This is a genomic window from Bacillus methanolicus PB1 (assembly GCF_000262755.1).
Lineage (GTDB): Bacteria > Bacillota > Bacilli > Bacillales > Cytobacillaceae > Bacillus_Z > Bacillus_Z methanolicus.
On the sequence record NZ_AFEU01000003.1, the window covers coordinates 1225245 to 1249073 of the forward strand.

The window sequence follows — 23829 nt, forward strand, 5'->3', positions numbered from 1 at the left end:
TATTTTCCTCAGGTCTTAAAAATAGAAAAAAAGACAAAAGGCAATGCCTCTTGTCTTTTTTATAAATCACTATTTTGCCAGACGTACAACATCCCTGGCAATCATAACTTCCTCATTTGTAGGAATCACCATAACTTTTACCGGAGAATGCGGATAGTTGATGAATGCTTCTTTTCCGCGAACCTTATTCAGAGAAGGATCCCAGTATACACCCATAAATTCAAGACCTCTTAACACTTTTCCACGGATAACATCGCTGTTTTCACCAATTCCGGCTGTAAAGATGATTGCATCTACCCCGTTCATGCGCGCTGCGTACAATCCGATATACTTATGAATGCGGCTCGCGAATACTTCAAGTGCAAGCTCAGCACGGTCATTTCCTTCGGCAGCTTTAGCTTCAATATCGCGAAGGTCGCTTGAAAATCCGGAAAGACCGAGCAAACCGCTCTTTTTGTTTAAAATTTCGAGAACTTCATCAGCTGTTTTTCCTGTTTTCTCCATAATGTATGGAATAAGGGCCGGGTCAATGTTTCCGGAACGTGTTCCCATCGTTATCCCTGCAAGTGGTGTGAATCCCATAGATGTATCAATTGATTTTCCGCCTTCAATAGCTGCAATACTTGCTCCATTTCCTAGGTGACATGAGATAAGGCGCAATTGCTCGATCGGGCGTCCAAGCATTTCAGCTGCTCGCTGAGAAACAAACTTATGAGATGTTCCATGGAATCCGTACTTGCGGATGCCATATTTTTCATAATACTCATAAGGTAAGCTGTATAAGAATGAGCTTTCCGGCATTGTTTGGTGGAATGCTGTATCAAATACCGCAACAGCAGGAACATTTGGAAGCACTTGCTTGAACGCTTTGATACCGGTTACATTAGCAGGATTATGAAGAGGTGCGAGTTCTGATAATGCCTCAATTTTTTTCAAAACTTCTTCAGTAATTAAAACAGAATCATCGAATACTTCACCGCCATGTACAACACGGTGTCCAATACCTTCAATTTCATCCAGCGATTTAATGATTCCAAGAGTAGTAAGTTTATCAAGCAACAGCTTAACAGCTATTTCGTGGTCAGGAATATCTCTTACTTCTTTTATTTTTTCACCGTTAACGGTTATATTAAAAATCCCATCATTTAAACCAATACGTTCAATAAGACCCTTTGTGATGACATTTTCACTCGGCATTTCAAATAATTGAAATTTTAAAGAGGAACTGCCGGCATTAATAGCAATAACTTTTGACATTTACTAACGCTCCTTTAATAAAACAACATCTGTAATACGATGCCCATCTTGGTACATGTTAGTTTGTACATTAGACATCAATTATATCTTCCAACATCACATTTAATCATTAAAGTTTATACTTTTCAAGGTAAATGTGATTTACTGAACAAAGTAAATATATTCTGATATGAACAAATTTACTAAATCATTTGTAAATTTAATAGAATTATTTTGTCTATATTCGGAATTATCTGCTGTTCTCATTTTTTGTAGGAACTTTACAATAAATAATAATAAGCCCTGCATCTCGCAGGGCTCATAAAACATTTATTTATTCTCATTTATCCAAGTTTCAATTTTACGAAAAATGTTATTAAGGGCTGCTGAATTTGTTAGTGCCGGCAAATCTGCAAGCAATGCCTTCTTTGGAGGTTTTAAATCCTCTCCTTTTTTCTGAAGGATAAAAATACTTTTTGCAGAATTTTTGTTCTTGAACATCGACAACGGAAGTTGAAGAACACCTTGGACGAACAAATGCTTCTTTATAAAATCATGGAGCTGTGAAGCCTGATCACTTTCAAAAAGTCCGTTTGGGATTAAGAGGAACATATATCCGCCAGGTTTTAAATACCGCGTACTTTGTTCAATAAACAAATGATGGGCATATGAGTGCCCGGACTTTGCCTTTATTTCGTATTCGGCAGCCCGCACATCATCCGGATAATATCCAACAGGCAGATCACAAATAACGGCATCTTGCGGATCAATAAATAACGGCTGAAGGCTGTCCTGGTTGAAAAACTGAATCGGATGGGATTGAAGATTTGCATTAACAAATGCCAATCTTATTAACAGATCGTCGATATCAATTCCTGTCGCATGAATTGTTTTATTTGGCTGCAAGTTAAGAACTGTTGTTAAAAGGTTTCCGGAGCCGACTGCCGGATCCAGTATTTTGAAAGAAGGTGCTTTTATAAACTTGTTCACTAAATAAGCAAAAAGCATCCCAACTGCATCTGGTGTCATTTGATGGTTCGGCTGCACATTTTCTTTCATCCCTTTTAAGATTGCTAATTGGTACGCTTTCCGGATTTCTTCATTGTTATATTTTTCTAAATAAATTTGTTTATAACTTTTTTCAAGTCTTTTGACCGTAATTTCACTTAATTCTTCTTGCAGAACTGTGTCCTGAAACAGATTTTCCCCGGTCTCAGCCAAAGCATCCAAATATGTAATCGATAATTCTTCCTGCAGTATTTGTGCTGTTTCGTTAAAAACGGTAAACAATTTCTCTATGGCAGAGATACTCAAAACAATTCCTCCCGCTCAATTTCTATTTTTTTATTGTAACGGGCTTTTTTATGTGTTACAAGTTTGACGAATGAATATAAAAACCCCGTTCAACACACGGGGCCTTCAATACTTTGAATTACTTCGCTTGTTTAACAGCTTCGATTGCAGCTTCATAATTCGGATGGTTCGTTGCTTCACTCACATATTCAACATAAGTGACTGTGTCATTGGAATCAATAACAAACACAGCGCGGGCAAGCAACCGAAGTTCTTTAATCGCTACTCCGTACGCTTCACCGAAAGAAAGATCGCGGTGGTCAGAAAGTGTTTGGACGTTTTCAATGCCGTTTGCTCCACACCAGCGCTTTTGGGCAAAAGGCAGATCAACGCTGATAGTTAATACTTTCACGTTACCAAGCTTCGATGCTTCTTCATTAAAACGTCGTGTTTGTGCATCACATACTCCAGTGTCAAGAGAAGGAACAACGCTGATTAAGCGAACCTGTCCTTTTGTATCAGCTAAAGTTACTTCAGACAAATCGTTAGCTAATACTTTAAAATCAGGTGCTTTGTCTCCAACCTTTACTTCATTTCCTAACAAAGTGACAGGGTTTCCTTTAAAAGTGATTGATGCCATTTGAACACATCCTCCTTAAAAACAACATTTGTACAGTGTAAATCATATCTTTTCAGAATCTTTTTTGCAATTAAAAGGCTATTTTTTCATAAAAAAAAAGAGACTGACTCATAAGCAAAGTGTCAGACCCTTCCAATACAAATAAAAAACACTATGAAAACCATTTTATATATTATCTTTATTGGAGGGGGCCAGGCCCTTATGAGTCAGCTTCTTTAATCAAATCTTAAAACTCCAAATCTTGTTTTGGTCCGTTATAAGGGTTTTGCTGATGCTCTTGATAATGGGTTTTATTCAAATTATCATTTTTCTTATCAAACATTTGCCGTATTTTCTCTACTGCCTGCGGTGCAAGATCCAATATTTTTTCATAAAGGTGTGTACTTTCATCAAGATGGAGCATTTTTACACCTTGCGAATTGACGATCAAGAATGCGATTGGCGTAATAGAGACGCCGCCGCCGCTTCCTCCTCCAAAAGGATGTTTAGATTGGCCTTGTCCCGGCGCCTGTCCCTGTGAGGACACTGTTCCTGATCCGTCTAAGACAAATTCGCTTCCGCCTGCCGCAAAGCCAAAACCTACTTTTGAAACAGTTAATATTACACTTCCATCAGGGGTTTCAACAGGATCACCAATTATCGTATTTACATCAATCATTTCTTTCAAACTTTCCAAAGCAGTTGTCATTAATCCTTGAATAGGATGATCGGACATTTCTGCATCCTCCTTTTCTAGACGGATTTTGTTTTATCATCAGAAAAGACGGACAGCGCCTTCGATCGAAATTTCGGCTTTCCGCCTTTCCAATATTTAACCAGTTTTATTCCTGCTAACATAGCATGCCCGATTCGAAATTGAAACATACATCTGAGCGTCGTTTTGGAAATTGCTCTTTGAAAGTTTGGCGTAATAATGATTTTCGGGATTACTTTCAATTTCATATTGTGACTGATAATACCCACAATACTTCCCTTTACCGCCCAGAGCGCTCCTATCAGTATGCCGGTGTAAGCTGCATCACCGATGCCGGCAACAGAGAACCATTCGAATTGTTTGATCGTTACCTTTTTCAAAAATTTGCGGATTATCTTATGAAGTCCAATAACATGTGTAAGAATCTCTTTTGTGTCTTTTAAACTGTTGAGCAAATCTTCTGCTGAATATTGCTTCGCCTCTTCTTTACTCGGCTTCTTCTCATTTCCCATCTGTTTTTCTTCTTTCAATACAACCGTAGGGGAATTCTCATCTATTTTAATAAGCGGGATTTTCAGCTTGTATCTAATAAGGCCAAGCCACGCTCTAAACTCCAATTTTAAATGGTCGTTATCCTGAACGTGATCATAATTCACATATATTGTTAGCTTTGTTACAAAAACAATTATCAATAATAAAAGCAGAACCGCTAAGGCAATGACCAGCCACTTCACTATGCTCACAACCTTTCAGCCTGCTAGTATCGTCTTAAACAAAAAAAATAAACCTGCCATCAGTAAATTTTGGCAGGTTTCATTCATTATCTTTCGTGTATAACTGTCGTGTCTGCGAACAAATCATGAAGCCCTTGTTTTTTCGGAAGAAAGGCAATAATTACATAACCGACAACAACGGTTGCGGAGATAAATCGCCCGATCCATTCTCTGAACAGGACCGTTCCCCAGCTTAATTTGCCGCCATCAAGATCAACGACTTTCAGTCCAAAAACCATCTTGCCCAGTGTCTGGCCAAAAAACTTGGTCATTAATAAAAAGTATCCATAGAATGTAATTGCTGTCGCGATCGAAATTGGTGCAAACATGCTAAATTCATTTAGCGGCAAATCAAAAAGCCTGAATAACGGGTTGACAATAATTCGATCAATACTTCCGATGACAAGAAGATCAAGAAGGTATGCCCAAAACCGCATCCAAAATCCTGCATAACGGAAAAACAATTGCTCTGATTGATATGGTGCTCCCGGTTTATTTTGTTCAGAATCAATATGATCTTGATGTACAGAATCGTTAAAATTCATTTCCTGTTCCCCCTTATTCAGCATATAGATACATCAGTCTAGGAGAATTCGGCTGTGAAAGTATTTTCATAATACCGGACATTTCCATTTCTTCTCCCATTAATTTACGGGCACCCATGCTGAATAACGAGCCAAATCCAAGATTTTCTGAATAACCGACAACTTGAGCACCTTTTAGTTTATGGTCTTTTTTCAAATTCTCAACAACATCATCAAAATAGCCAAAACCATCAATTAAGTTCAAATTTTTTGCTTGGCGGCCGTCATAAATTCTTCCGTCGGCAATTTTCTTTACTTCTTCGACCGGGATTCCGCGTCCTTCAGAAATTACTTTAACAAATCCCTCATAAGAATTTTCAATCATCGATTGCAAAATTTTACGCTCTTCGTCCGTCATTTTTCTAGTTGGGCTCATAATGTCTTTATATGGTCCGCTTTTAATCGTAACAAAGTCCACGCCATACTTTTTCGCAAGGCCGGCATAGTTCACTCCTTGCATAATGACTCCGAGAGAACCTGTTAATGTTTCTGGGCTGGCGTAAATCTTATCAGCAGCTGCAGAAATGTAATACCCTCCTGATGCTGCCATCGACCCCATTGAAATATATACAGGTTTCTTCGTTTCTTTTTGGATTTCTACAATTTTATGATGAATTTCCGCACTTTCAACTACTCCGCCGCCGGGAGAATTAACCTTTATAATGATCGCCTTAACAGTTTTATCTTCTTTTACATGATCAAGCTGTTTCATAAAAGCTTGATGGTTGTACATACCGTTTTCAAATAATGTCAAAGCCTCACCAGTATCCTGAATGACTCCATTTACATTCAGTACCGCGATTTTCTTAAATTCGTCGCCTTCTTCGATCACTTCTTCTAAAAACATTTCATCATTCATTGGGAACAATTCCTTCAATGAAGTTTCAAATTCTTTAAATGCAAATACTGATAAAAAATTAATGATTACCGAAACAAAAAATAATCCAGCAGCAATTCCAAGTGCTGCCCAGCGTTTTCCATTCATGCTGTTAATACCTCCCTTATATTGTTCACAGTACTGTTACGATTCAAATATCAAAATGTTTCAATAAATGTTACACTAACTTTTAGGTTAATATTTTATCAAAATGGGTAATATTTGGAAAGATACGAAACAATTATTTGGAGGTATATACAATGCCTAATCGCCGCAACTTGTATTTTTTCTATAGAAGGGATGAAGAGTTACAGGAAAAATTACTCCCCCTTTTTGACTTAGCGAGAAAATACAATTTCACCGTTGTTAAAGATTTTCGGGATGCGAACGTTATTGTCAGCATCGGCGGGGATGGAACTTTCTTGCAGGCTGTTCGCAAAACAGGATTTAGGGAAGATTGTTTATATGCGGGCATTTCAATTACCGAACATTTAAGCATGTATTGCGATTTTTATATTAACGATACTTCCAAAATGGTTGAAGCAATGGCAAATGAACAAATTAAAGTCAGAAAATACCCGACGATTGAAGTAACTGTTGACGGTGAATCAAATTTCCTTTGCTTGAATGAATTCAGCATTCGCTCTTCCATTATTAGAACATTTGCAATGGATATTTACATTGACGAGCTTTATTTTGAAACTTTCCGCGGCGACGGATTGATTGTTGCCACGCCGACCGGAAGCACTGCTTATAATAAATCAGTAAACGGGTCGGTCGTTGATCCTTTGCTTCCGTGCATGCAAGTGAGTGAAATTGCTTCCATGAACAATAACAGCTACCGAACTCTCGGATCGTCTTTTATCTTGAGCGGAGACAGAACATTAACCTTGATGGTTGTCCAGGATGGAAACGAACATCCGACAATGGCAATGGATAATGAAGCATTAAGCATTAAGCATGTAAGAAAGATTGAAGTGAAATTAAGTAACAGGGTCATTAAAACTGTAAAGCTTAAAGACAATTCATTTTGGGAAAAAGTTAAAAGAACATTTTTGTAAATACAAAGGGCTAGACCCCTCCAATCCATATAGTCAAACACTAAGAATGATTCTCTATATTGTCATTGTCGGAGGGAGCCGGGGACCCTTATTATATTTCCATCCCTTTTCCTCTTTTCAGTCTTAATTCTAAAGCGGTGGCCAGTTTTGTCCGAGACAAAGAATAGATGGTTAGTGCTGCCCAAATAAAAGTGAAAGACAGCAAATGCAGTTTTGTGAACTGTTCGCCGTACACAAAGATCCCTAATATCAATGTGATAGTAGGCGCAATATATTGAATGAAACCAAGCATCGACAATTGTATCTTTTGTGCTCCCTTTGCAAAATAAAGTAATGGTATGGCCGTCGCAGCGCCCGCTCCAATTAAGAGAAGATCAGTAGGAAGCGATCCATTCAATAATGAGCTTTCTCCCTGAATAAACAAAATTCCGATATATACAAGAGCGAGAGGAGTGACAGCCATTGTTTCTAAAGTAAGACCGATTGCCGAATCCACTTTAATTAACTTTTTTGCAAGACCATACAGGCCGAAAGTAACTGCAAGCATGAGGGCAATCCACGGAAAACGGCCGTAAGATAATGTCATAATAAGAACTCCGATTAAAGCAAGGAAAAATGAAAAATATTGAGCGATAGTCAGACGTTCCTTTAATACAATCATCCCAAGCAGTACACTGACAAGCGGATTAATGTAATACCCTAAACTCGTTTCAATCATTTGGCCATTGTTAACTGCCCAAATATAGAGAAACCAGTTGACGCTTATAAGAAGGGAAGCTGTACCAAGTGCCAAAAATTGTTTTTTATTTGCCGATAGTGCATAAACTGTAGCGGTAAATGCATTCCATTTGTTCGTAACAAGCAGAACAGCAAGCATAAAAACAAAGGACCAAAATACCCTGTTTGCCAATATTTCATGTGCCTTCACATGACCAAGCAGTTTCCAGTAAATCGGAAGGATTCCCCAAAGAAAATAGGAAAAAGCGGCATAGAAAACTCCCATCTGTTTTTCTTTTTTTATCATTGTGTTGTTCCTCAATTCTTTCTAGTCTCGAAATAATTTTATTATAAATCGAAAGAAAGAATTCCGCCAACATTTTTTATTCGGATTTGGAACCACTTAAAAGGGTCAGACCCTTCAAAATTTCTGATTATCATTTTCTCTGCCAACTTGATTGAAATTACGGTTCTTTTTTAGAAAAGGAATTTTGAAACAAGGGAGCGAGAAATATTTATAGATGCCTATTCAAGGATAAAATACCGGCTTTGTTGCTAATTGGACAATTAAATAAGGAGCAGGCATTTAAACCCGCTCCTTGTAGCCATTGTATTTTATTTTTTATTATTTAGAGAAACCTCCGCCTAATTGTTGTTCAGCCATCTGAACTAAACGCTTAGTGATTTCTCCTCCAACTGAACCGTTAGCGCGAGAAGTAGTATCTGCACCTAGGTTAACACCAAATTCAGTTGCGATTTCGTATTTCATTTGGTCTAGAGCTTGTTGAACTCCGGGAACAAGTAATTGATTTGAACTGTTGTTTCGTGCCATGTGATATCACCTCCTTTGTGTATAGAGTGTGTATAATCACATGGCTTCATTCAATTGAAAGATTGGTAATTGTTTCACAAAATAGCAATGACATTGATATGTTAAAAAAGATTCTCAAATGTTTCTTCAGCTTGTTTCGATTTAGGTTTTATATGAATGATTTCTGTTTCGTTTACAGCTTTAGAAATATATGGATCAAAATCAATATAACTTTCATAATATTGAACCTTATCTCTTCGCGGTCTTGTTTTTGGCGATGAAGGAACAAAAACGGTGCAGCAGTCTTCATACGGACGAATCGAAATATCATGAGTTCCAATTTCTCGTGAAATTTCAATGATTTCTGTTTTATCCATAGCAATGATCGGGCGCAGCACAGGTGTATTCGTAACTTCGTTGATAGCAAACATGCTCTCAAGTGTTTGGCTCGCAACTTGGCCAAGGCTTTCTCCTGTAATTATTGCAAGACCGTTATGTTTCCTGCGAATTTCATCAGTAATTCGGAGCATCAATCGCCTTGTAACTGTCATCGAATAATTATTAGGCACTTGCTTTTGGATCAATTGCTGGATCTCTGCAAAAGGAACAACATAGAGAGTCATAAAGCCGCTTACTTCGGAAAGTTTTTCAGCAAGATCAATCACCTTTTGTTTTGAACGCTCGCTTGTAAATGGAGGACTGTGAAAATGGACAGCTTCCACTTCCAGGCCTCTTTTCATTGACAAATATCCGGCGACAGGGCTGTCAATGCCTCCTGAAAGCATAAGCATCGCTTTGCCGCTTGACCCGACAGGGAGTCCGCCTGCACCGCGAATATTCTCGCAAGTCAAATATGCAGCTTCTTTTCGAATCTCAATCTGCATATTAATATCAGGATTTTTTACATCTACCCTCAGCCCCTTAATATTTTTTAAAAGATGGGCTCCGAAAGTATGGTTGATTTCATCTGTAGTTAATAGGAATGTTTTGTCTGCTCTTTTTCCAGTAATTTTAAAAGTATTTCCCGGTTTATACAAACTCTTAAACAAGTCAAGAACCGCTTCTTTCATTACATCAATATCTTTTTCAACCTTGACAGCGGGGCTAAAAGACTGGATGCCAAACACGCCTTTTAATCGGGAAATAATTTCTTCGCTGTTTTCTCCATTTAATAAAACATGCATTCTATCCCGGCTTGCTTCTACTTTCGCATTTGGAAAATCTTTCAATACTCTTTTCATGTTATTTTTTAATTTTTCAACAAACTTGTTCCGGTTTCTACCCTTTGTCGACATTTCCCCGTAGCGGATTAGAATTCGGTCATAGTTCATATCAGTTCATTACCTCTCCTAGTTGTTTTATTGTCTGTTTTATTTTGTCTGCCGCATACACTGCTTCTTCCATTGTATTTTCAAATGACAAGCTAATACGGATTGCACTATTTGCCTCTTCTTCAGGCAAACCCATTGCAATTAATGTTTTACTCGGAGATTTCTTTTTGGAAGAACAGGCACTGGTCGTTGAAACGTATATATCTTGTTCTTCAAGGGCATGAACGAACACTTCAGCTCTAAAACCTCGGACGGAAAAATTAAGAATGTAAGGGGCTGACCCTTCCTTCGGTGTATGAACCTTAACGCCATCAATTTTTTCTAGTTCATCTCTTAATATATCCTTTATCACTTCCATTTGATGTATGCCGGTCTCCCTTTTTTGAATCGTTAAACGCAAAGCTTTCGCCATGGCAACTATTCCGGCGACATTTTCTGTACCGCTCCGTGTATTCAACTCCTGGTTTCCGCCCGACAAGAGAGGAGATATCCTTATTCCATCCCGAATAAACAGCGCTCCCGTGCCTTTCAAGCCATGGAATTTATGTCCGGAAATTGTACATAAATCAATCCCGCAATCATAAAAATTAATTGGAACTTTTCCAGCTCCTTGAACATGGTCAACATGAAAAAGGATTTTTGGATACTCTTTTAACATCGTTCCAATCTCTTTAATTGGCTGGATTGTTCCAACCTCATTATTGATATGCATAACAGATACAAGAATCGTATCGTGGCGAATCGCCTTCTCTATTTCTTTCGCATCCACTCTTCCGTCCGAATCAACCGGAACAAAAGTTACTTCGAATCCGAGTTGTTCCAGCTGATTAATGGCCTCCGTGACAGAAGGGTGCTCAATTGTTGTGGAAATAATATGGCGTCCTCTCCCTCTATACATGAGCGCAGTTCCTTTAATTGCAAGATTGTTGCTTTCCGTTCCACCGGATGTAAAATATATTTCACTATCTTTTACATTTAAAAGCCTGGCCACCTGGGACCTTGCTTGTGTTAACAATTGCTCAGCCTTTCCGCCAATATTATGCAGGGAAGATGGATTGCCAAAATATTCTGTTGAAACTTTAACGAACGAGTCAACTACTTCTTCATATGGTTTTGTAGTTGCGCTATTATCAAAATAGATCATGTCCTTCCCCTTTCTAATACGGTAATGCAATTGATAATCTTATCACATTCTCCTTCAGTTGAAAATGATACTGCTTTACGAAGCTGATGACGGATTTTTCTATTTTAAACAAAAAAATGGCGTAATTCATTTTTTTCATTATTGTGGTCAAATTCGTCCATATTAACAATAAAAGCATGATAAAAGACAGGTTCATACTGCGAACCTGTCTTGTTTTTATTCTTCTGAAAGCATGGCTTCAATTTTCCTTAGAGCACCCGGTTCTATTTCTTCGATTGAAGCAGCCGCTTGTTCAAGGGCAAGCCGATAATCGTAATTCCGAAAGGCTGTTTCAGCATTTTGCAGACCTTTTGCAACTGATGGATAACGGCTTCGATATCGGTTGCCATATTGAATGACCTTCTCCGCTAATTTTGCATTCTCGACTAATTCAATTGTTGAATCCCATAATTTATTGACAGTCAATACGGCGACCTCAAGGTATTTACGGACAGAATTAATATCCAGCGGCTTTTCTTCAAGCCTGTCTATCACATTTTGTATACTTTCCTTTGCATCTTCCAATAAATATTGATAATCCCGCGATAAGCCAGGAATATTGCTTTTTGAAACAAGGCGGATCATTTCTCCGACTTTTTTTGAAAGGTCCTTTACTTGCTCTCGTGCTTCCATTTCATCTTTTCGCAAGGCCAGCAGCTTTTCTTCAAACGCCCTTTGCTCATCACGAACCTGATCCAGCATTGCTTTCATTTCCTGTAATTCTTCACTTAGTACGGTTTGTGCAGTATCATTTTGTTCGAGACGCTCTAAAAGAAGCTCATACCTTTTTTCTAAATGGGTTAAACGTTTTTCAGAATGCTTTAGTACCTCCAGTTCCTTTTCCGGCAAGTGATAGCTTTCTTGGACATGCTCAGATTCCAATATTAGTTTTTCATTTTCTTCTAAAGTAATATCAAGAATCTCCTTAGCTCCCTGTACATTCTGGCTGATAAAATGCTTTGCGTGTACTTCTTTTTCAAGAAGGTCGAGTAAAAGCTCAATGCCTTCCTTCAACTCTTCAATTCCTTTTTCAACTTCCTCAATCTCAAGTTTCTCAATCCAGGATAAATATACTTCAAGCTGTTTTTCAAATCGTTCTGTCTCTTTCTCTAATGGAATATGGTCAAGAACATACCCTTGCGAGGCCATTTCCCGGTAGCCTTCCTTTAATTCTTTTATTTGCGAAGGGAGGCTAGTTTGGCATTCCAGCAGTAATCTAGGAATGTCATCCATTTTTTGTTTAATCTTTTCAAGCCGTTCCTTAATAAACAGAACGGTTTCTCGTGCCTCAAGGTAATTCCCATTTTTTGTTTTTTCATCAAACTCTTGAAATTTGCCTATGATTTCATCAAGCTCGCGTTCAAGCTCGTTCTCAGCTCTCCCGAAATTGTGACGGTGTGCAAGCAGGGTTTTCTTGCTCTCCCGATAAAGTTCCTTTAACTCTTCTATTTCAGTTCTGTTTTTTTCCTCGCTGCCGACGAGATCATTCAGCTCGGAAAGAATGCATTGTATCTTCTCTTCTGTCTTTGAAAGCTTTTCCTCAATAAGCGCAATAATTTCCTTTGCCTTGCCGAATCTATATTTATCAATATATTCCTCAGCATCAAACAACAGCTCTTCAACATCAGGCAAATCTGCTGTAACGATTTCATCCCATTCATGCCGCCATCTTTCAAAAAGTTCCTCTGTTTGGCCAGTCATATTCAGTTGCTTTACTTTTGACATTTCATCAAGTACAGGGCGGTCCATTATGTCGATTTTCCATGATTCAAGGCGGTCTATTTCTTTATAATATGTTTTTCTTACAAAAAAACCGGTCAAAAACAAACAAAAAATAATGATGAGTGTACTAATTATGTATTCCATAATAAACCTCCAGTTTCAACACCGAATTTGGAGCAATTTTTCTTTTATATAAATGTTTTACGAATGTTCATTTCAATGTTTTTATGATACCATGTAAACGACAATTTTTGACTATTATTTTCTTTTTTTTTGACAAAAAGCTTCGACATTGAATTTTTATCAAAAGGAGGGGAACAAGGTTGAAAAAAGACGGGCATGTACATTCCCCATATTGCCCTCATGGATCAAAAGATTCTTTTGAGGAATATATTCAAAAAGCTGTTTCGCTCGGGTTTGAGGAAATCACATTTACCGAGCATGCACCATTGCCAAAAGGTTTTATCGATACAACCCCGACAAAAGACAGTGCTATGGACATGGACCAATTAGAATCTTATTTCGATGATCTTGACCGGTTAAAGACAAAATACGAAGGGCGTATAAAAATAAATATCGGGCTGGAAGTTGATTATATTGAAGGTTACGAAGAAGAAATTCGAAATTTTTTGAATGTTATCGGAGAAAGGCTTGATGATTCCATCCTCTCCGTCCATTTTTTAAAATTTAATAATCGTTATGATTGCATTGACTACAGTCCGGAGGAATTTGAAAAAATAGCAAAAAGGTACGGGGGAGTTGATGAAGTTTATAAAAAATACTTTGGAACATTAATGCGTTCAATAACCTCGGATCTTGGGCCATTTAAACCGAAACGAATCGGCCACATTACACTGATCAGGAAGTTCCATCATAAATTTCCCGCCACACATGAATTTAAAAATGATGTTGAAAATGTGCTTAATACGATTAAAAAATATAATTATGAAATTGACTATAACGGGGCAGGAACATCGAAACCTCTTTGCCGGGAACCTTATCCGCCTGATTGGGCTGCGGAAAAAGCGATGCAATTGGGCATTCTGCTCGTCTATGGCTCGGATGCCCATCACCGAAAAGAACTTGGCCAAGGCAGAGAAATAATGAAATTTCTTCAAACGGGGCTGACTCAAGAGTAAAGGGTCGGACCCTTTATAACCAATCACTATTAAAACCATTCTATATATTGTCATTGTTGGAAATGTCAGACCCTTATGAATCAGCCCCATTTAATTAATAACAGCCTTTTCTTTTAACTCTGACGGATGCGTACACAAAACCCCGTCGATCCACAGGAAAATTTCCTGCAAATATTTTTTTGCAAAATATTTTTCATTTAGAAAAACATGCAAGACTTCTGTTACATAGTGGGTATTTAAAAAAGGCATAGATAATAGGCTTTTAAATTGCAAGATCAGATAAGGAACAGAATGGCTTCTAAATTCCTTCTGTTCCATTCCTTTTTCGATAATTTTATGGAAGAAGTAGCGCTCTTTGACATAATAGGTAGACATGATTTCCCGGACAACTTGTGAATCGATTGACATTTCCCTGAGTATAAACCTTGTCAAATGGATGTTTTTACACTGGAATTCAATCACATTTGCGGCTATCTGTTTCAGGCAATGCGCAGCACCGGCTTCTAAAAGGGAAAAACCTTTTTCGATTTCGGCCAGATAGTTTTCGAAAAATGCCGTAAAGCAGTACTCTAATAATCCGTGTTTATTTTTAAAATAATAAGCAATATTGGCAGGGTTAACATTCGCTTTATCTGCAATATCCCTCACTGATGTGCCGTTGTATCCCTTTGTATTGAACAATTCAATGGCTGCATTCACAATTGCGTCTTTTGAATTTTTTCGCATCCGGCTGTCCTCCTCTCCGCCTTTTTTCAGTCATACTTTACCATTCTTTATTTCTCGCAACTTTTCCTTTATTTTATTCTCGACAAAGTATCCTCTTTTTCAGCTGTTTTTGATAGAATTTATAATAAAATTACTGAAAGCAAGGTGAAAACGGTGTTTCAAGTCGAAAAATATCGTGGATCTAAAGAAGAAAACTATGAACTTGTTATTAGGCAGCTTAAGTCTCTCCTCGAAGGAGAAACTAATCGGATCGCAAATTTAAGCAATGCTTCAGCTTTATTAAAACAATTTTTAGACCGTACTAATTGGGTAGGTTTTTATTTGATGGATGGGGAAGAGCTCGTTCTTGGTCCGTTCCAAGGTCTTCCTGCATGTGTCCGCATTCCTCTTGGAAAAGGAGTTTGCGGTACATCCGCTCAATTGAGGAAAACAATCAGGGTAGAAGACGTCCATCTTTTTCCTGGACATATCGCATGTGACCCGGCCTCCCAATCGGAAATTGTTGTACCTTTGATCAAAAACGGAGAATTATTGGGAGTCCTCGACATCGATTCACCGGAAAAAAATCGTTTCGATGAATTGGATCAGGAGAAATTAGAAAAATTTACGGAAGTGCTCGTACAATACTTATAAATAAAGAGGCTGTCTCATAAGGGTCTGACCTTTAGGCTTTGAGACAGCCTCCTTTTTGTCTTTATATTGAAACGAAAACTCATATATATTGAACAACAGCTCATAAACGGAGATAAAGGGATCATAATATAAAGGAATTTGATTTTTCCTATTGATCTGCTTTTTTTATAATTTTTTGAACACTTTAGCTGAATTGTCATTCTATTCATACATCCTAAATCTTAGACCTTCAGTCCGGTGTCTTCTTCTTGTATAACCACCTTGTTTTTACCGGTACCCTTTGCAATATAAAGTGCTTTGTCTGCACGTTTGAATAAGCTTTTTAAAGTATCATCACTTCCGGATGTCCAGTATGAAACACCGCAGGAAATCGTTATTGGCGGGTTGGTGTTTTCGGACACCTTTTTGACCAGTCTTTCAGCAATTAAAGCACCTTTCTCGATGGAAACTCGCGGCAAATAAATGGCCAGCTCTTCACCGCCCCATCTGGCGCCAATATCTGTGTCCCGAATATTTCCAAGAATCATATTCGCTACCTGAACAAGAATTTCGTCCCCGACTTGATGGCCATATGTATCATTAATCAATTTAAAATTATCAATGTCAACTAAAATAAATGTACCCATATCATCCTCAGCCATAGAAAGATGAATGCGCTCATCCAAATAATTGCGGGAATATAGCTTCGTCAGATGGTCAGTTACAACCATTCTTTCAAGCTCCTCCCGAAGCATCGAATTGGTTAATGCCAATGTTGAATGGTGAATCAACGATTGAAGCAATTTAAATGTTTCAAACGAAAAATGATAAGGATCACTATGCATAACAAGGGTAAACCCTTTCAATTTTTCGCTTTGTACCATCGGAACAGCCATAATGGACCTGAACCGATCCCTTGTGATTTCAAGCTGCAGATTCAAATCTCCGATAAAAAGAGAGTCTTTTTCTTTCTGAATTTTATTTTTTATATATTTTATGTAATAATTTGCCGGCTCCGTAAAGAAAAACGAAGTGCTTCCTTTAACAATATCATATTTCTCATTGTCTTCGAGAAGAATAATAAACCCGACTTCCTGTGCATCAAAAGAGCTAATGATCTGCTCAGACATAAATGTCATCATTTCAGTCAGCCTTAGGTTTGAATTAAGCCTCTGCGATGTTTCATTAATCAGTTGAAGGTCGGCGATTAATTTTCTTGATTGCTGGTACAGCTGAGCATTTTCAAGTGCTCCGCCGGCTGTATTGGCAAGTAGTGTAATAAATTCAACCTCGTTTTTGGGAAAGACAAGAGAATTCGGTGCAATAACCTGCAAAACACCGTACACACCCTGCTTTCCTTTTAATGGTGCATAAAGCACGGACCGTTTCTCCTGCAAAGAATCTTCAAATTGGATTGTACCCGTTACATATGCCTGCATTGCAGCAATATTTTCACTATCATACTCAAGGTCTTTAATCGGCAAGTCTCCATGGCTGTTATTATCATGGGACAGGAGCAAATAATAAGTAAATGTTGGATAAACTTCCTGCAGTGTGTAAATAATCTCTCCTAAAACATCATCTATTTTCATTGAAGAGTGAAATTTCTCCGTCACTCGGAAAAGCTGCTTATACCTTTTTTTTTCGATCACAATTCTTGCTAGTGATTGAATTTTAATGAGAAAAATCCCGCATTGCTCGCTTAACTCTCTTAGAAATTCGTCTGAAAAATGGTCAAAGCTGGATGGAATGTCTTCTTTTAAAGTTAATAAGCCGAAACAATTTCCTTCTCTGTGAATGAATAAGAACAAATCATCAGTTTCAAAACCCGGAAACGGAAAATGATCACGATAAACCGAGTTTTTCTGAGCCAATTTTTCAAACTCTGTACATGAAATTTTCCGGGGAATAAACGTGTTTTTGAAATTTCTGTTCGTTGAAGACTCTACGACAAGCTTCTCATTCCATTCATTGCAGCAATAGAAATTCACTTCAGAAGCCTTCATTAAACATCTGATAGCACCCAGCATTTCTTCAATTAAATTATCATATTTTAATAAGCCTTTGTCGGGGTCAATCATATCAAATAATCGGCTTTTTAATTTCAGAATCATATGGCTTTCAAGCAGATCCATTCCATCATCACCTAATTATCTCTGCAGAGTTAAAAATTATGATCAAAATCAAAAATTCTTTTCCTATAACCCTTATTATATTATATATATAAATGAGTAAAATTACCTATAATAAAATGTTTATTCCCTTACAAATGTTACAATTTTACACCATTTTTTTCAAATTAATCACGCTTATTCACAAAAACTGTAATTTTTATTATATCATATCTTTTTTCACCATTTCTCAAATATGAAAAAATATTTAGTATATCCGACGGTGCATTTGGCAAAAAACCTTGACTTTACTTTTTGAAAAACTATATAATGTTCTTTGTGTAAAATATTGCAGCCTGTGTGAACACCTTAGTGTATCATTTTGTTCCTCGCAAGAGACTGTCTCTGCGATGGTGTATTGGGTAACCCCCTGCTGCTGGGGCGAAGGTACATGAAAACAAAATGTGCACAATTGTTGTTTCACAACTGTTTTTATTTTACCTAAATAAAAACATAAAGGAGGAGTCATTTATGGCTCGTTACACCGGTCCAAGCTGGAAAATATCCCGGCGTCTTGGAATTTCCTTGAGCGGTACTGGGAAAGAATTAGAAAAACGTCCTTACGCTCCTGGACAACATGGTCCAAACCAACGCAAAAAGCTAACTGAATATGGTATGCAATTGCAAGAAAAACAAAAGCTTCGTCATATGTACGGAGTAAACGAACGCCAATTCCGCAATCTTTTTGACAAAGCAGGAAAAATGTCTGGTATTCACGGTGAAAACTTCTTGATTCTTCTTGAATCACGTTTGGACAACGTTGTTTACCGTTTAGGCTTAGCTCGTACTCGCCGTCAAGCTCGCCAGCTTGTAAACCACGGACATATTTTAGTAGATGGTTCTCGCGTAGATATCCCATCTTACCGTGTAACACCTGGACAAACAATCAGCGTTCGTGAAAAATCACGCAACCTTGACATCATTAAAGAAGCGATCGAATTAAACAACTTCGTTCCTGACTTCTTAACTTTTGATGCTGACAAACTAGAAGGAACATTCACCCGCTTACCGGAGCGTTCTGAACTTCCTGCTGAAATTAACGAAGCTCTTATCGTTGAGTTCTACTCTCGTTAATAGCACGAAAACCAGCCATTTTTGGCTGGTTTTTTTTATTATGGGATTCCAAAATATGTAGGATAAAGCGGGAAATCAATGATAGTAAATTAGCTCAAACGGAAGTGTTTGGACCAATTGCGATGATGATTAAAGCCCAAACAGATGAACAAGCGATTGAAATGGCGAATGAAACCGAATATGGTTTAAGCTCGGCTATATTTACATCTGATTTGGAAAAGGGAACGAAACTAGCTTTAGAGATTGATAGCGGAATGACACATGTGAATGATCAAACCGTTAATCTTCAATCGAATACTCCATTTGGAGGTACTAAAGCAAGTGGATTAGGCCGTTTCGGAAATCCGTGGATTGTAGAAGAGTTTACAGTGACAAAATGGGTGTCAGTTCAACATAAATATCGAAAATTTCTGTTTTAAAAAATAAAAATCACCAAAGATAAAGTACTGCAGCAAGATCAATTATTACCATTAAGGCTTACTCATAAGGGTCTGACTCCCTCCAACAATAACAATGTATAGAAGGGTTTTATTAGTTATATATATTGTATTGGAGGGGTCTGACCCTTTGCTTTTGAGTCAGCCCTAATATTTAATTATTTAATAAGGAAATATTTCTTTTTGCCGCGGCGGATAACCGTAAATTGCCCTTCGATCTTGTCTTTTTCTCCTAATACATAGCCCACATCCGTAATTCGCTCACCATTTACATAAATTGCTCCATTTGAAACATCTTCACGGGCCTGGCGTTTTGAAGGGGAGATCTTTGCGGCCACAAGCAAGTCAACAATACCAATTTCCTCACTTGAAGTATGCTCATATGATGGCACATCTTTAAAGCCCTGCTTAATTTCTGCCGCGGATAAACTTTTCACTTCGCCGTTAAACAGCGCTTCAGAAATCTTTATTGCTTGCTGAAGCGCTTCTTCCCCGTGAATCAGTCGGGTCATCTCTTCTGCAAGCGCTTTTTGGGCTTTGCGTAAGTGAGCCTCTTCCTGTACAGACTTTTTAAGTTCCTCAATTTCTTTACGGGAAAGGAACGTAAAGTATTTCAAGTATTTTACAACATCTGCATCAGCTGTGTTAATCCAGAATTGATAGAATTCATAAGGAGATGTCTTCTCCGGATCCAGCCAAACCGCTCCGCTTTCCGTTTTCCCAAACTTTGTCCCGTCTGCTTTTGTTACAAGCGGTATCGTTAAACCATATGCTTTAGCACCTTCCGGCTGCATTTTTCGGATAAGCTCAAGGCCTGTCGTAATATTGCCCCACTGGTCGCTTCCGCCAATTTGCATTTTGCAATTATGGTGTTTATACAAATGCAAAAAGTCCATCGCCTGTAAAATCGTATATGTAAACTCTGTAAAAGAAATGCCTGTTTCGAGGCGGGAAGCAATTGTGTCTTTTGCCAGCATGTAATTAACGCCCACATGTTTCCCGTAGTCACGAAGGAACGTGACAACATCCATCGGACCGATCCAATCATAGTTATTTACAAGGATCGCTCCAGATTCGCCATCAAAGTCAAAAATTCTATGAAGCTGCATTTCAATTGCTTTCACATTGTGCTGAATCGTTTCAAGCGATTGCAGCTTCCTTTCCTCGCTCTTTCCGCTCGGATCGCCGATTAGCCCCGTTGCCCCGCCGACAAGCACAATCGGGCGGTGGCCTTCATTTTGAAAACGCCGCAGCGTCAAAAAAGGCAGCAAATGGCCAATATGCATACTGTCTGCAGTCGGGTCAATACCGCAATATAATGAAATTTTTTCCTTATTTAAGATGTCCTTGATTCCTTCTTCATCGGTTTGCTGATAAATAATTCCTCTCCATAGCAAATCTTCCAGCAAATTCATGACTGTCATCCTCCTTAAACGAAATAATTGCCGTAAAATCAAAAAGTCCCTGCAAAATGCAGGGACGCAATACGTGCGCGGTACCACCCAAATTGAGGACAAGTTTTGCCCTCCGCTCAAAAAAGATAACGGCTTAGCCGTTTACTGCTACTTTCATTTTCACAGCAAATGCTCAGGGAGGTAATTCATGCTTCTATTTGTACCGGCTTACAGCGGCCGCCGGCTTTCTGAAACAGGGATAGAACCACTACTTGTTCCCGTCATAGCTTACTCGTTATATATTTACGATAAAGCATTTTTATCATATTTACCATGTAATTGTCAATCTCACAAAGGAAATTTTAGAAAAGTGTTAAAGCTTGTCATCTTAGAAACTTTGATATGCTATAATGTATGTAATTTTAGGGGGACTGATCATATGACTGATAAGCAAATTTGGAAGAAACGATTTAGATCGTGGCTTAGTCTTCTTTCAAATAAAAAAACGATTAAAGGAGCACGAATCACTTATCAGGTTGTATGGAATTTATTTCTTATTTTTTTAATTGTGATTGTGCTTGGAAGTGCATTTTCCGGCGGAGTCGGTGCCGGCTATTTCGCTTCCCTTGTAAAGGATGAGCCTATCCGCTCCTATGAAAAATTGAAAAAAGAAATATACAACTACGAGGAAACTTCGAAACTATATTTTAACAATAATGTTTATTTAGGCAAGCTGCGGAGTGATCTTGACCGCGAAGGAGTAAAGCTTGACCAAGTTTCCGAACATTTAATTAATGCAGTCATTGCAACCGAAGACGAGTATTTCTACGATCATGACGGCGTGGTTCCGAAAGCAATCTTTCGAGCAATTTTGCAGGAAGTGACAAATTCGTCCACGCAAACAGGCGGAAGCACCTTGACGCAACAGTTAATAAAAAACCAGATTTTAACAAATGAAATTTCCTTTGAACGAAAAGCAAAAGAAATTATATTAGCTCTCCGACTGGAGAAATTTTTCGACAAAAACGAAATTTTAGAAGCATATTTAAATGTTGCAACATTTGGACGCAATTCTTCAGGAAGGAATATTGCCGGCGTACAAGCGGCAGCAAAAGGTATTTTCGGTGTTAATGCAAAGGATTTAAACCTGCCCCAGGCTGCATTTATAGCTGGACTTCCCCAGAGCCCGTTTGCATACACTCCTTTTACGAATAAGGGGGAAATAAAAGAAAACCTTGAACCGGGCTTAACGAGGATGAGAACGGTTTTAAAAAGGATGTATGATAGCGGAAAAATTAATCATAAGCAGTACGAAGAAGCCCTTGCCTATGATATTACAAAAGATTTTGCTCCATACATTCCAAGCCCTCAAGAAGAATACCCTTGGCTGACGTTTGAAATCGAAAAGCGGTCCGCGGAAATTTTGGCAAAGATATTGGCTCAAAAAGACGGATACGAAGAACTGGATCTTGAATCTGATCAAAAATTGCGGGAAGAATATATGGCTCTCGCCGACCGGAATCTCCGCCAAAACGGATACGAGATTCATACGACAATCGACAAAAACGTCTATGACGCAATGCAAAAAGTAAAAGATAATTATCCATATTACGGCCCTGATAAACCTCAAGAAATAACCGATCCTGAAACAGGCGGGAAAAAGACGATTATGGAACCAGTAGAAGTCGGAGCCATTTTGATTGAAAACAAAACAGGCAAAATTATCAGTTTTGTCGGAGGCCGCGATTATGAGCGAGAAAAATTAAATCACGCAACAAGTGCTGTCCGTCAAAATGGTTCAACAATGAAGCCTTTGCTCGTTTATGCACCGGCATTTGAGCTTGGAAAAGCAGCTCCAGGTACGATTTTGCCCGACGTTCCTTTATATCTTAATCCAACCTTGAATCGCCCATGGCCAACGAACTACGACAAACGATACAGCGGCTTAGTACCAGCAAGATACGCTCTGGCAAAATCATATAACGTTCCTGCCGTAAAATTGTACAAAGATATTATCGGGCATAGACCTGCTGAATATTTAAAAAAGATGGGCTTTACGTCGCTCGTAGAACCGGATTTTACAAATTTGTCAACAGCAATCGGTTCTTTGGAAAACGGAGTAACGGTTGAAGAAAATACAAATGCTTTTGGAACATTTGCAAATGGCGGAAAGTTCGTCGATGCCTATTTGATTGATAAAATTATCGATAAAAACGGGAAAGTCATTTACCAGCATGAAGTGAAACCGGTAGAAGTTTTCAGCCCACAAACTGCTTATTTAACGCTTGATATGATGAGAGACGTCATTACTAGCGGTACTGCAGCCTCCTTAAACAGCAGATTAAAATTCAGATCCGATTGGGCAGGAAAGACAGGAACAGGACACGAATACCATGATGCCTGGTTTGTTGCAACCAATCCAAATGTAACTTTTGGAATCTGGACCGGTTATGATACGCCAAAATCTTTAAAAACCGGCGGATTAAGCTACAGCTTAAGAAACTTATATTTATGGGCTGAATTAATAAATGCTGCTTATGATGTTAATCCGCAACTCGTGGATCCTGATGAACCATTTAAGATGCCGGGGGGTATTGTGAGGCGGTCATTCTGTGCAACATCCGGTTTATTGCCATCCAATGCTTGTGTTAGAGCAGGCCTCGTAGAAACAGATTTATTTAATGCTAAATATGTGCCGACAAAAGTTGATGACAGTTTAATAGAAGGCAAATTTATCCGTATCGGCGCCAGAAAATATTTAGCTTTAGATTCAACTCCCGCCGAATTTGCAGAATCAGGTTTAATTCTGAATCCTGATTATATTGGGAAAATATTTGGTATAAAGGCTGATCCACAGCAGCTTATCCCAAAAAAAGACCGTTGGTCAAACGTCTTAGTTCCTGAAAATAAGCTTGCGGAAAACGGACGGACACCTGCAGCCTTAAATATAAAAATTACAGGCAACTCGATTGTATGGCAAAACCATCCGGATCATGATGTCATCGGCTACCGTGTCTATAAAAATGGAGCAAAAGCTGCAAGCATAAAAGCCGGCTCTTCTTTATCCTTTAACGCAACTGTTGGCAGTTATTATGTTACAGCAGTCGATATAGCCGGAAACGAATCTCCTCCTTCTAATATCGTTGAAATCAGAAATATACCTGAGCCGAATCCTGATGTTCCCTCTGCAGGGAAAGATCACGGTAAAGGGAATGGCGGTGCTTCCGGCGGAAAGGGCCAAACTCCACCTGGAAATGGAAACAACAATGGAAATAGAAACGCCGGCAGTACCGGTGAACCGCCTTCAAGTGAACATGGGAGTGCCGGAACCGGTCAATAGAATACAAAAAGAGG

Annotated in this window: 20 protein-coding genes, 1 pseudogene and 1 other annotated feature; of the genes and pseudogenes, 6 read left to right on the top strand and 15 right to left on the bottom strand. The window is 38.5% G+C overall.

The window, feature by feature from the left end:
* Window positions 1-69: 69 nt before the first annotated feature.
* The 7 genes from PB1_RS15835 to sppA form a co-directional block, all read right to left on the bottom strand.
* Window positions 70-1257 (bottom strand): acetate kinase, encoded by a 1188-nt coding sequence (locus tag PB1_RS15835; protein WP_004438903.1) that lies wholly within the window; start codon window positions 1255-1257, stop codon window positions 70-72.
* Between the two features lie 309 nt (window positions 1258-1566).
* Window positions 1567-2550: a class I SAM-dependent methyltransferase gene (locus tag PB1_RS15840; RefSeq protein ID WP_004438908.1), complete on the bottom strand. Its 984-nt coding sequence runs from the start codon at window positions 2548-2550 to the stop codon at window positions 1567-1569.
* 118 nt (window positions 2551-2668) lie between these two features.
* Window positions 2669-3169: a thiol peroxidase gene (gene tpx / locus PB1_RS15845; RefSeq protein WP_004438911.1), complete on the bottom strand. Its 501-nt coding sequence runs from the start codon at window positions 3167-3169 to the stop codon at window positions 2669-2671.
* A 226-nt stretch (window positions 3170-3395) separates the two neighbouring features.
* Window positions 3396-3884: a GerW family sporulation protein gene (ytfJ, locus tag PB1_RS15850; protein WP_004438914.1), complete on the bottom strand. Its 489-nt coding sequence runs from the start codon at window positions 3882-3884 to the stop codon at window positions 3396-3398.
* A 17-nt stretch (window positions 3885-3901) separates the two neighbouring features.
* The gene (locus PB1_RS15855; protein ID WP_004438915.1) at window positions 3902-4597 is read right to left on the bottom strand and encodes a DUF2953 domain-containing protein; all 696 of its coding nucleotides are present in this window, start codon (window positions 4595-4597) and stop codon (window positions 3902-3904) included.
* Window positions 4598-4683: 86 nt separating this feature from the next.
* Window positions 4684-5181 (bottom strand): RDD family protein, encoded by a 498-nt coding sequence (locus PB1_RS15860; protein WP_004438918.1) that lies wholly within the window; start codon window positions 5179-5181, stop codon window positions 4684-4686.
* A 13-nt stretch (window positions 5182-5194) separates the two neighbouring features.
* On the bottom strand, window positions 5195-6205 hold the full coding sequence (gene sppA, locus PB1_RS15865; RefSeq protein WP_004438921.1) for a signal peptide peptidase SppA: 1011 nt from the start codon (window positions 6203-6205) through the stop codon (window positions 5195-5197).
* Window positions 6206-6357: 152 nt separating this feature from the next.
* Here sppA and PB1_RS15870 point away from each other — a divergent pair, with 152 nt between their 5' ends.
* The gene (locus PB1_RS15870; RefSeq protein ID WP_004438924.1) at window positions 6358-7158 is read left to right on the top strand and encodes an NAD kinase; all 801 of its coding nucleotides are present in this window, start codon (window positions 6358-6360) and stop codon (window positions 7156-7158) included.
* Window positions 7159-7249: 91 nt separating this feature from the next.
* On the opposite strand, the gene rarD is transcribed toward PB1_RS15870, so the two are convergent.
* The 5 genes from rarD to ezrA form a co-directional block, all read right to left on the bottom strand.
* On the bottom strand, window positions 7250-8182 hold the full coding sequence (rarD, locus tag PB1_RS15875; protein ID WP_004438927.1) for an EamA family transporter RarD: 933 nt from the start codon (window positions 8180-8182) through the stop codon (window positions 7250-7252).
* A gap of 318 nt (window positions 8183-8500) precedes the next feature.
* The gene (locus tag PB1_RS15880) at window positions 8501-8707 is read right to left on the bottom strand and encodes an alpha/beta-type small acid-soluble spore protein (protein WP_004438929.1); all 207 of its coding nucleotides are present in this window, start codon (window positions 8705-8707) and stop codon (window positions 8501-8503) included.
* A gap of 101 nt (window positions 8708-8808) precedes the next feature.
* Window positions 8809-10017 (bottom strand): tRNA uracil 4-sulfurtransferase ThiI, encoded by a 1209-nt coding sequence (thiI, locus tag PB1_RS15885; RefSeq protein WP_004438932.1) that lies wholly within the window; start codon window positions 10015-10017, stop codon window positions 8809-8811.
* Window position 10018: 1 nt separating this feature from the next.
* Window positions 10019-11161, bottom strand: a complete 1143-nt coding sequence (locus PB1_RS15890; protein ID WP_004438935.1) for a cysteine desulfurase family protein — start codon at window positions 11159-11161, stop codon at window positions 10019-10021.
* Between the two features lie 216 nt (window positions 11162-11377).
* On the bottom strand, window positions 11378-13066 hold the full coding sequence (gene ezrA / locus PB1_RS15895; protein WP_004438937.1) for a septation ring formation regulator EzrA: 1689 nt from the start codon (window positions 13064-13066) through the stop codon (window positions 11378-11380).
* A 179-nt stretch (window positions 13067-13245) separates the two neighbouring features.
* Here ezrA and hisJ point away from each other — a divergent pair, with 179 nt between their 5' ends.
* A complete protein-coding gene (hisJ, locus tag PB1_RS15900) occupies window positions 13246-14061 on the top strand; it encodes a histidinol-phosphatase HisJ (protein ID WP_004438940.1) in 816 nt (271 codons plus the stop codon).
* Window positions 14062-14151: 90 nt separating this feature from the next.
* On the opposite strand, the gene refZ is transcribed toward hisJ, so the two are convergent.
* Window positions 14152-14787 (bottom strand): forespore capture DNA-binding protein RefZ, encoded by a 636-nt coding sequence (gene refZ, locus PB1_RS15905; RefSeq protein WP_004438943.1) that lies wholly within the window; start codon window positions 14785-14787, stop codon window positions 14152-14154.
* 153 nt (window positions 14788-14940) lie between these two features.
* Between refZ and PB1_RS15910 the strand changes: the two genes are divergently transcribed.
* Window positions 14941-15420 (top strand): GAF domain-containing protein, encoded by a 480-nt coding sequence (locus PB1_RS15910; RefSeq protein WP_004438946.1) that lies wholly within the window; start codon window positions 14941-14943, stop codon window positions 15418-15420.
* A 221-nt stretch (window positions 15421-15641) separates the two neighbouring features.
* On the opposite strand, the gene PB1_RS15915 is transcribed toward PB1_RS15910, so the two are convergent.
* Window positions 15642-17534: a sensor domain-containing diguanylate cyclase gene (locus PB1_RS15915; RefSeq protein ID WP_004438949.1), complete on the bottom strand. Its 1893-nt coding sequence runs from the start codon at window positions 17532-17534 to the stop codon at window positions 15642-15644.
* 507 nt (window positions 17535-18041) lie between these two features.
* Between PB1_RS15915 and rpsD the strand changes: the two genes are divergently transcribed.
* Window positions 18042-18644, top strand: coding sequence for a 30S ribosomal protein S4 (gene rpsD, locus PB1_RS15920; RefSeq protein WP_004438953.1), 603 nt, complete (start codon window positions 18042-18044; stop codon window positions 18642-18644).
* A 77-nt stretch (window positions 18645-18721) separates the two neighbouring features.
* Window positions 18722-19063 (top strand): annotated as a pseudogene (locus PB1_RS15925) (aldehyde dehydrogenase family protein); the annotation flags it as partial.
* A gap of 176 nt (window positions 19064-19239) precedes the next feature.
* On the opposite strand, the gene tyrS reads toward PB1_RS15925, so the two are convergent.
* A complete protein-coding gene (gene tyrS / locus PB1_RS15930; RefSeq protein WP_004438958.1) occupies window positions 19240-20496 on the bottom strand; it encodes a tyrosine--tRNA ligase in 1257 nt (418 codons plus the stop codon).
* A gap of 57 nt (window positions 20497-20553) precedes the next feature.
* Window positions 20554-20769, bottom strand: a binding site (T-box leader).
* A gap of 145 nt (window positions 20770-20914) precedes the next feature.
* Here tyrS and PB1_RS15935 point away from each other — a divergent pair.
* Complete coding sequence (locus PB1_RS15935) at window positions 20915-23815, top strand: transglycosylase domain-containing protein (RefSeq protein ID WP_034645486.1); 2901 nt, start codon at window positions 20915-20917, stop codon at window positions 23813-23815.
* The last annotated feature ends 14 nt before the right edge of the window (window positions 23816-23829 follow it).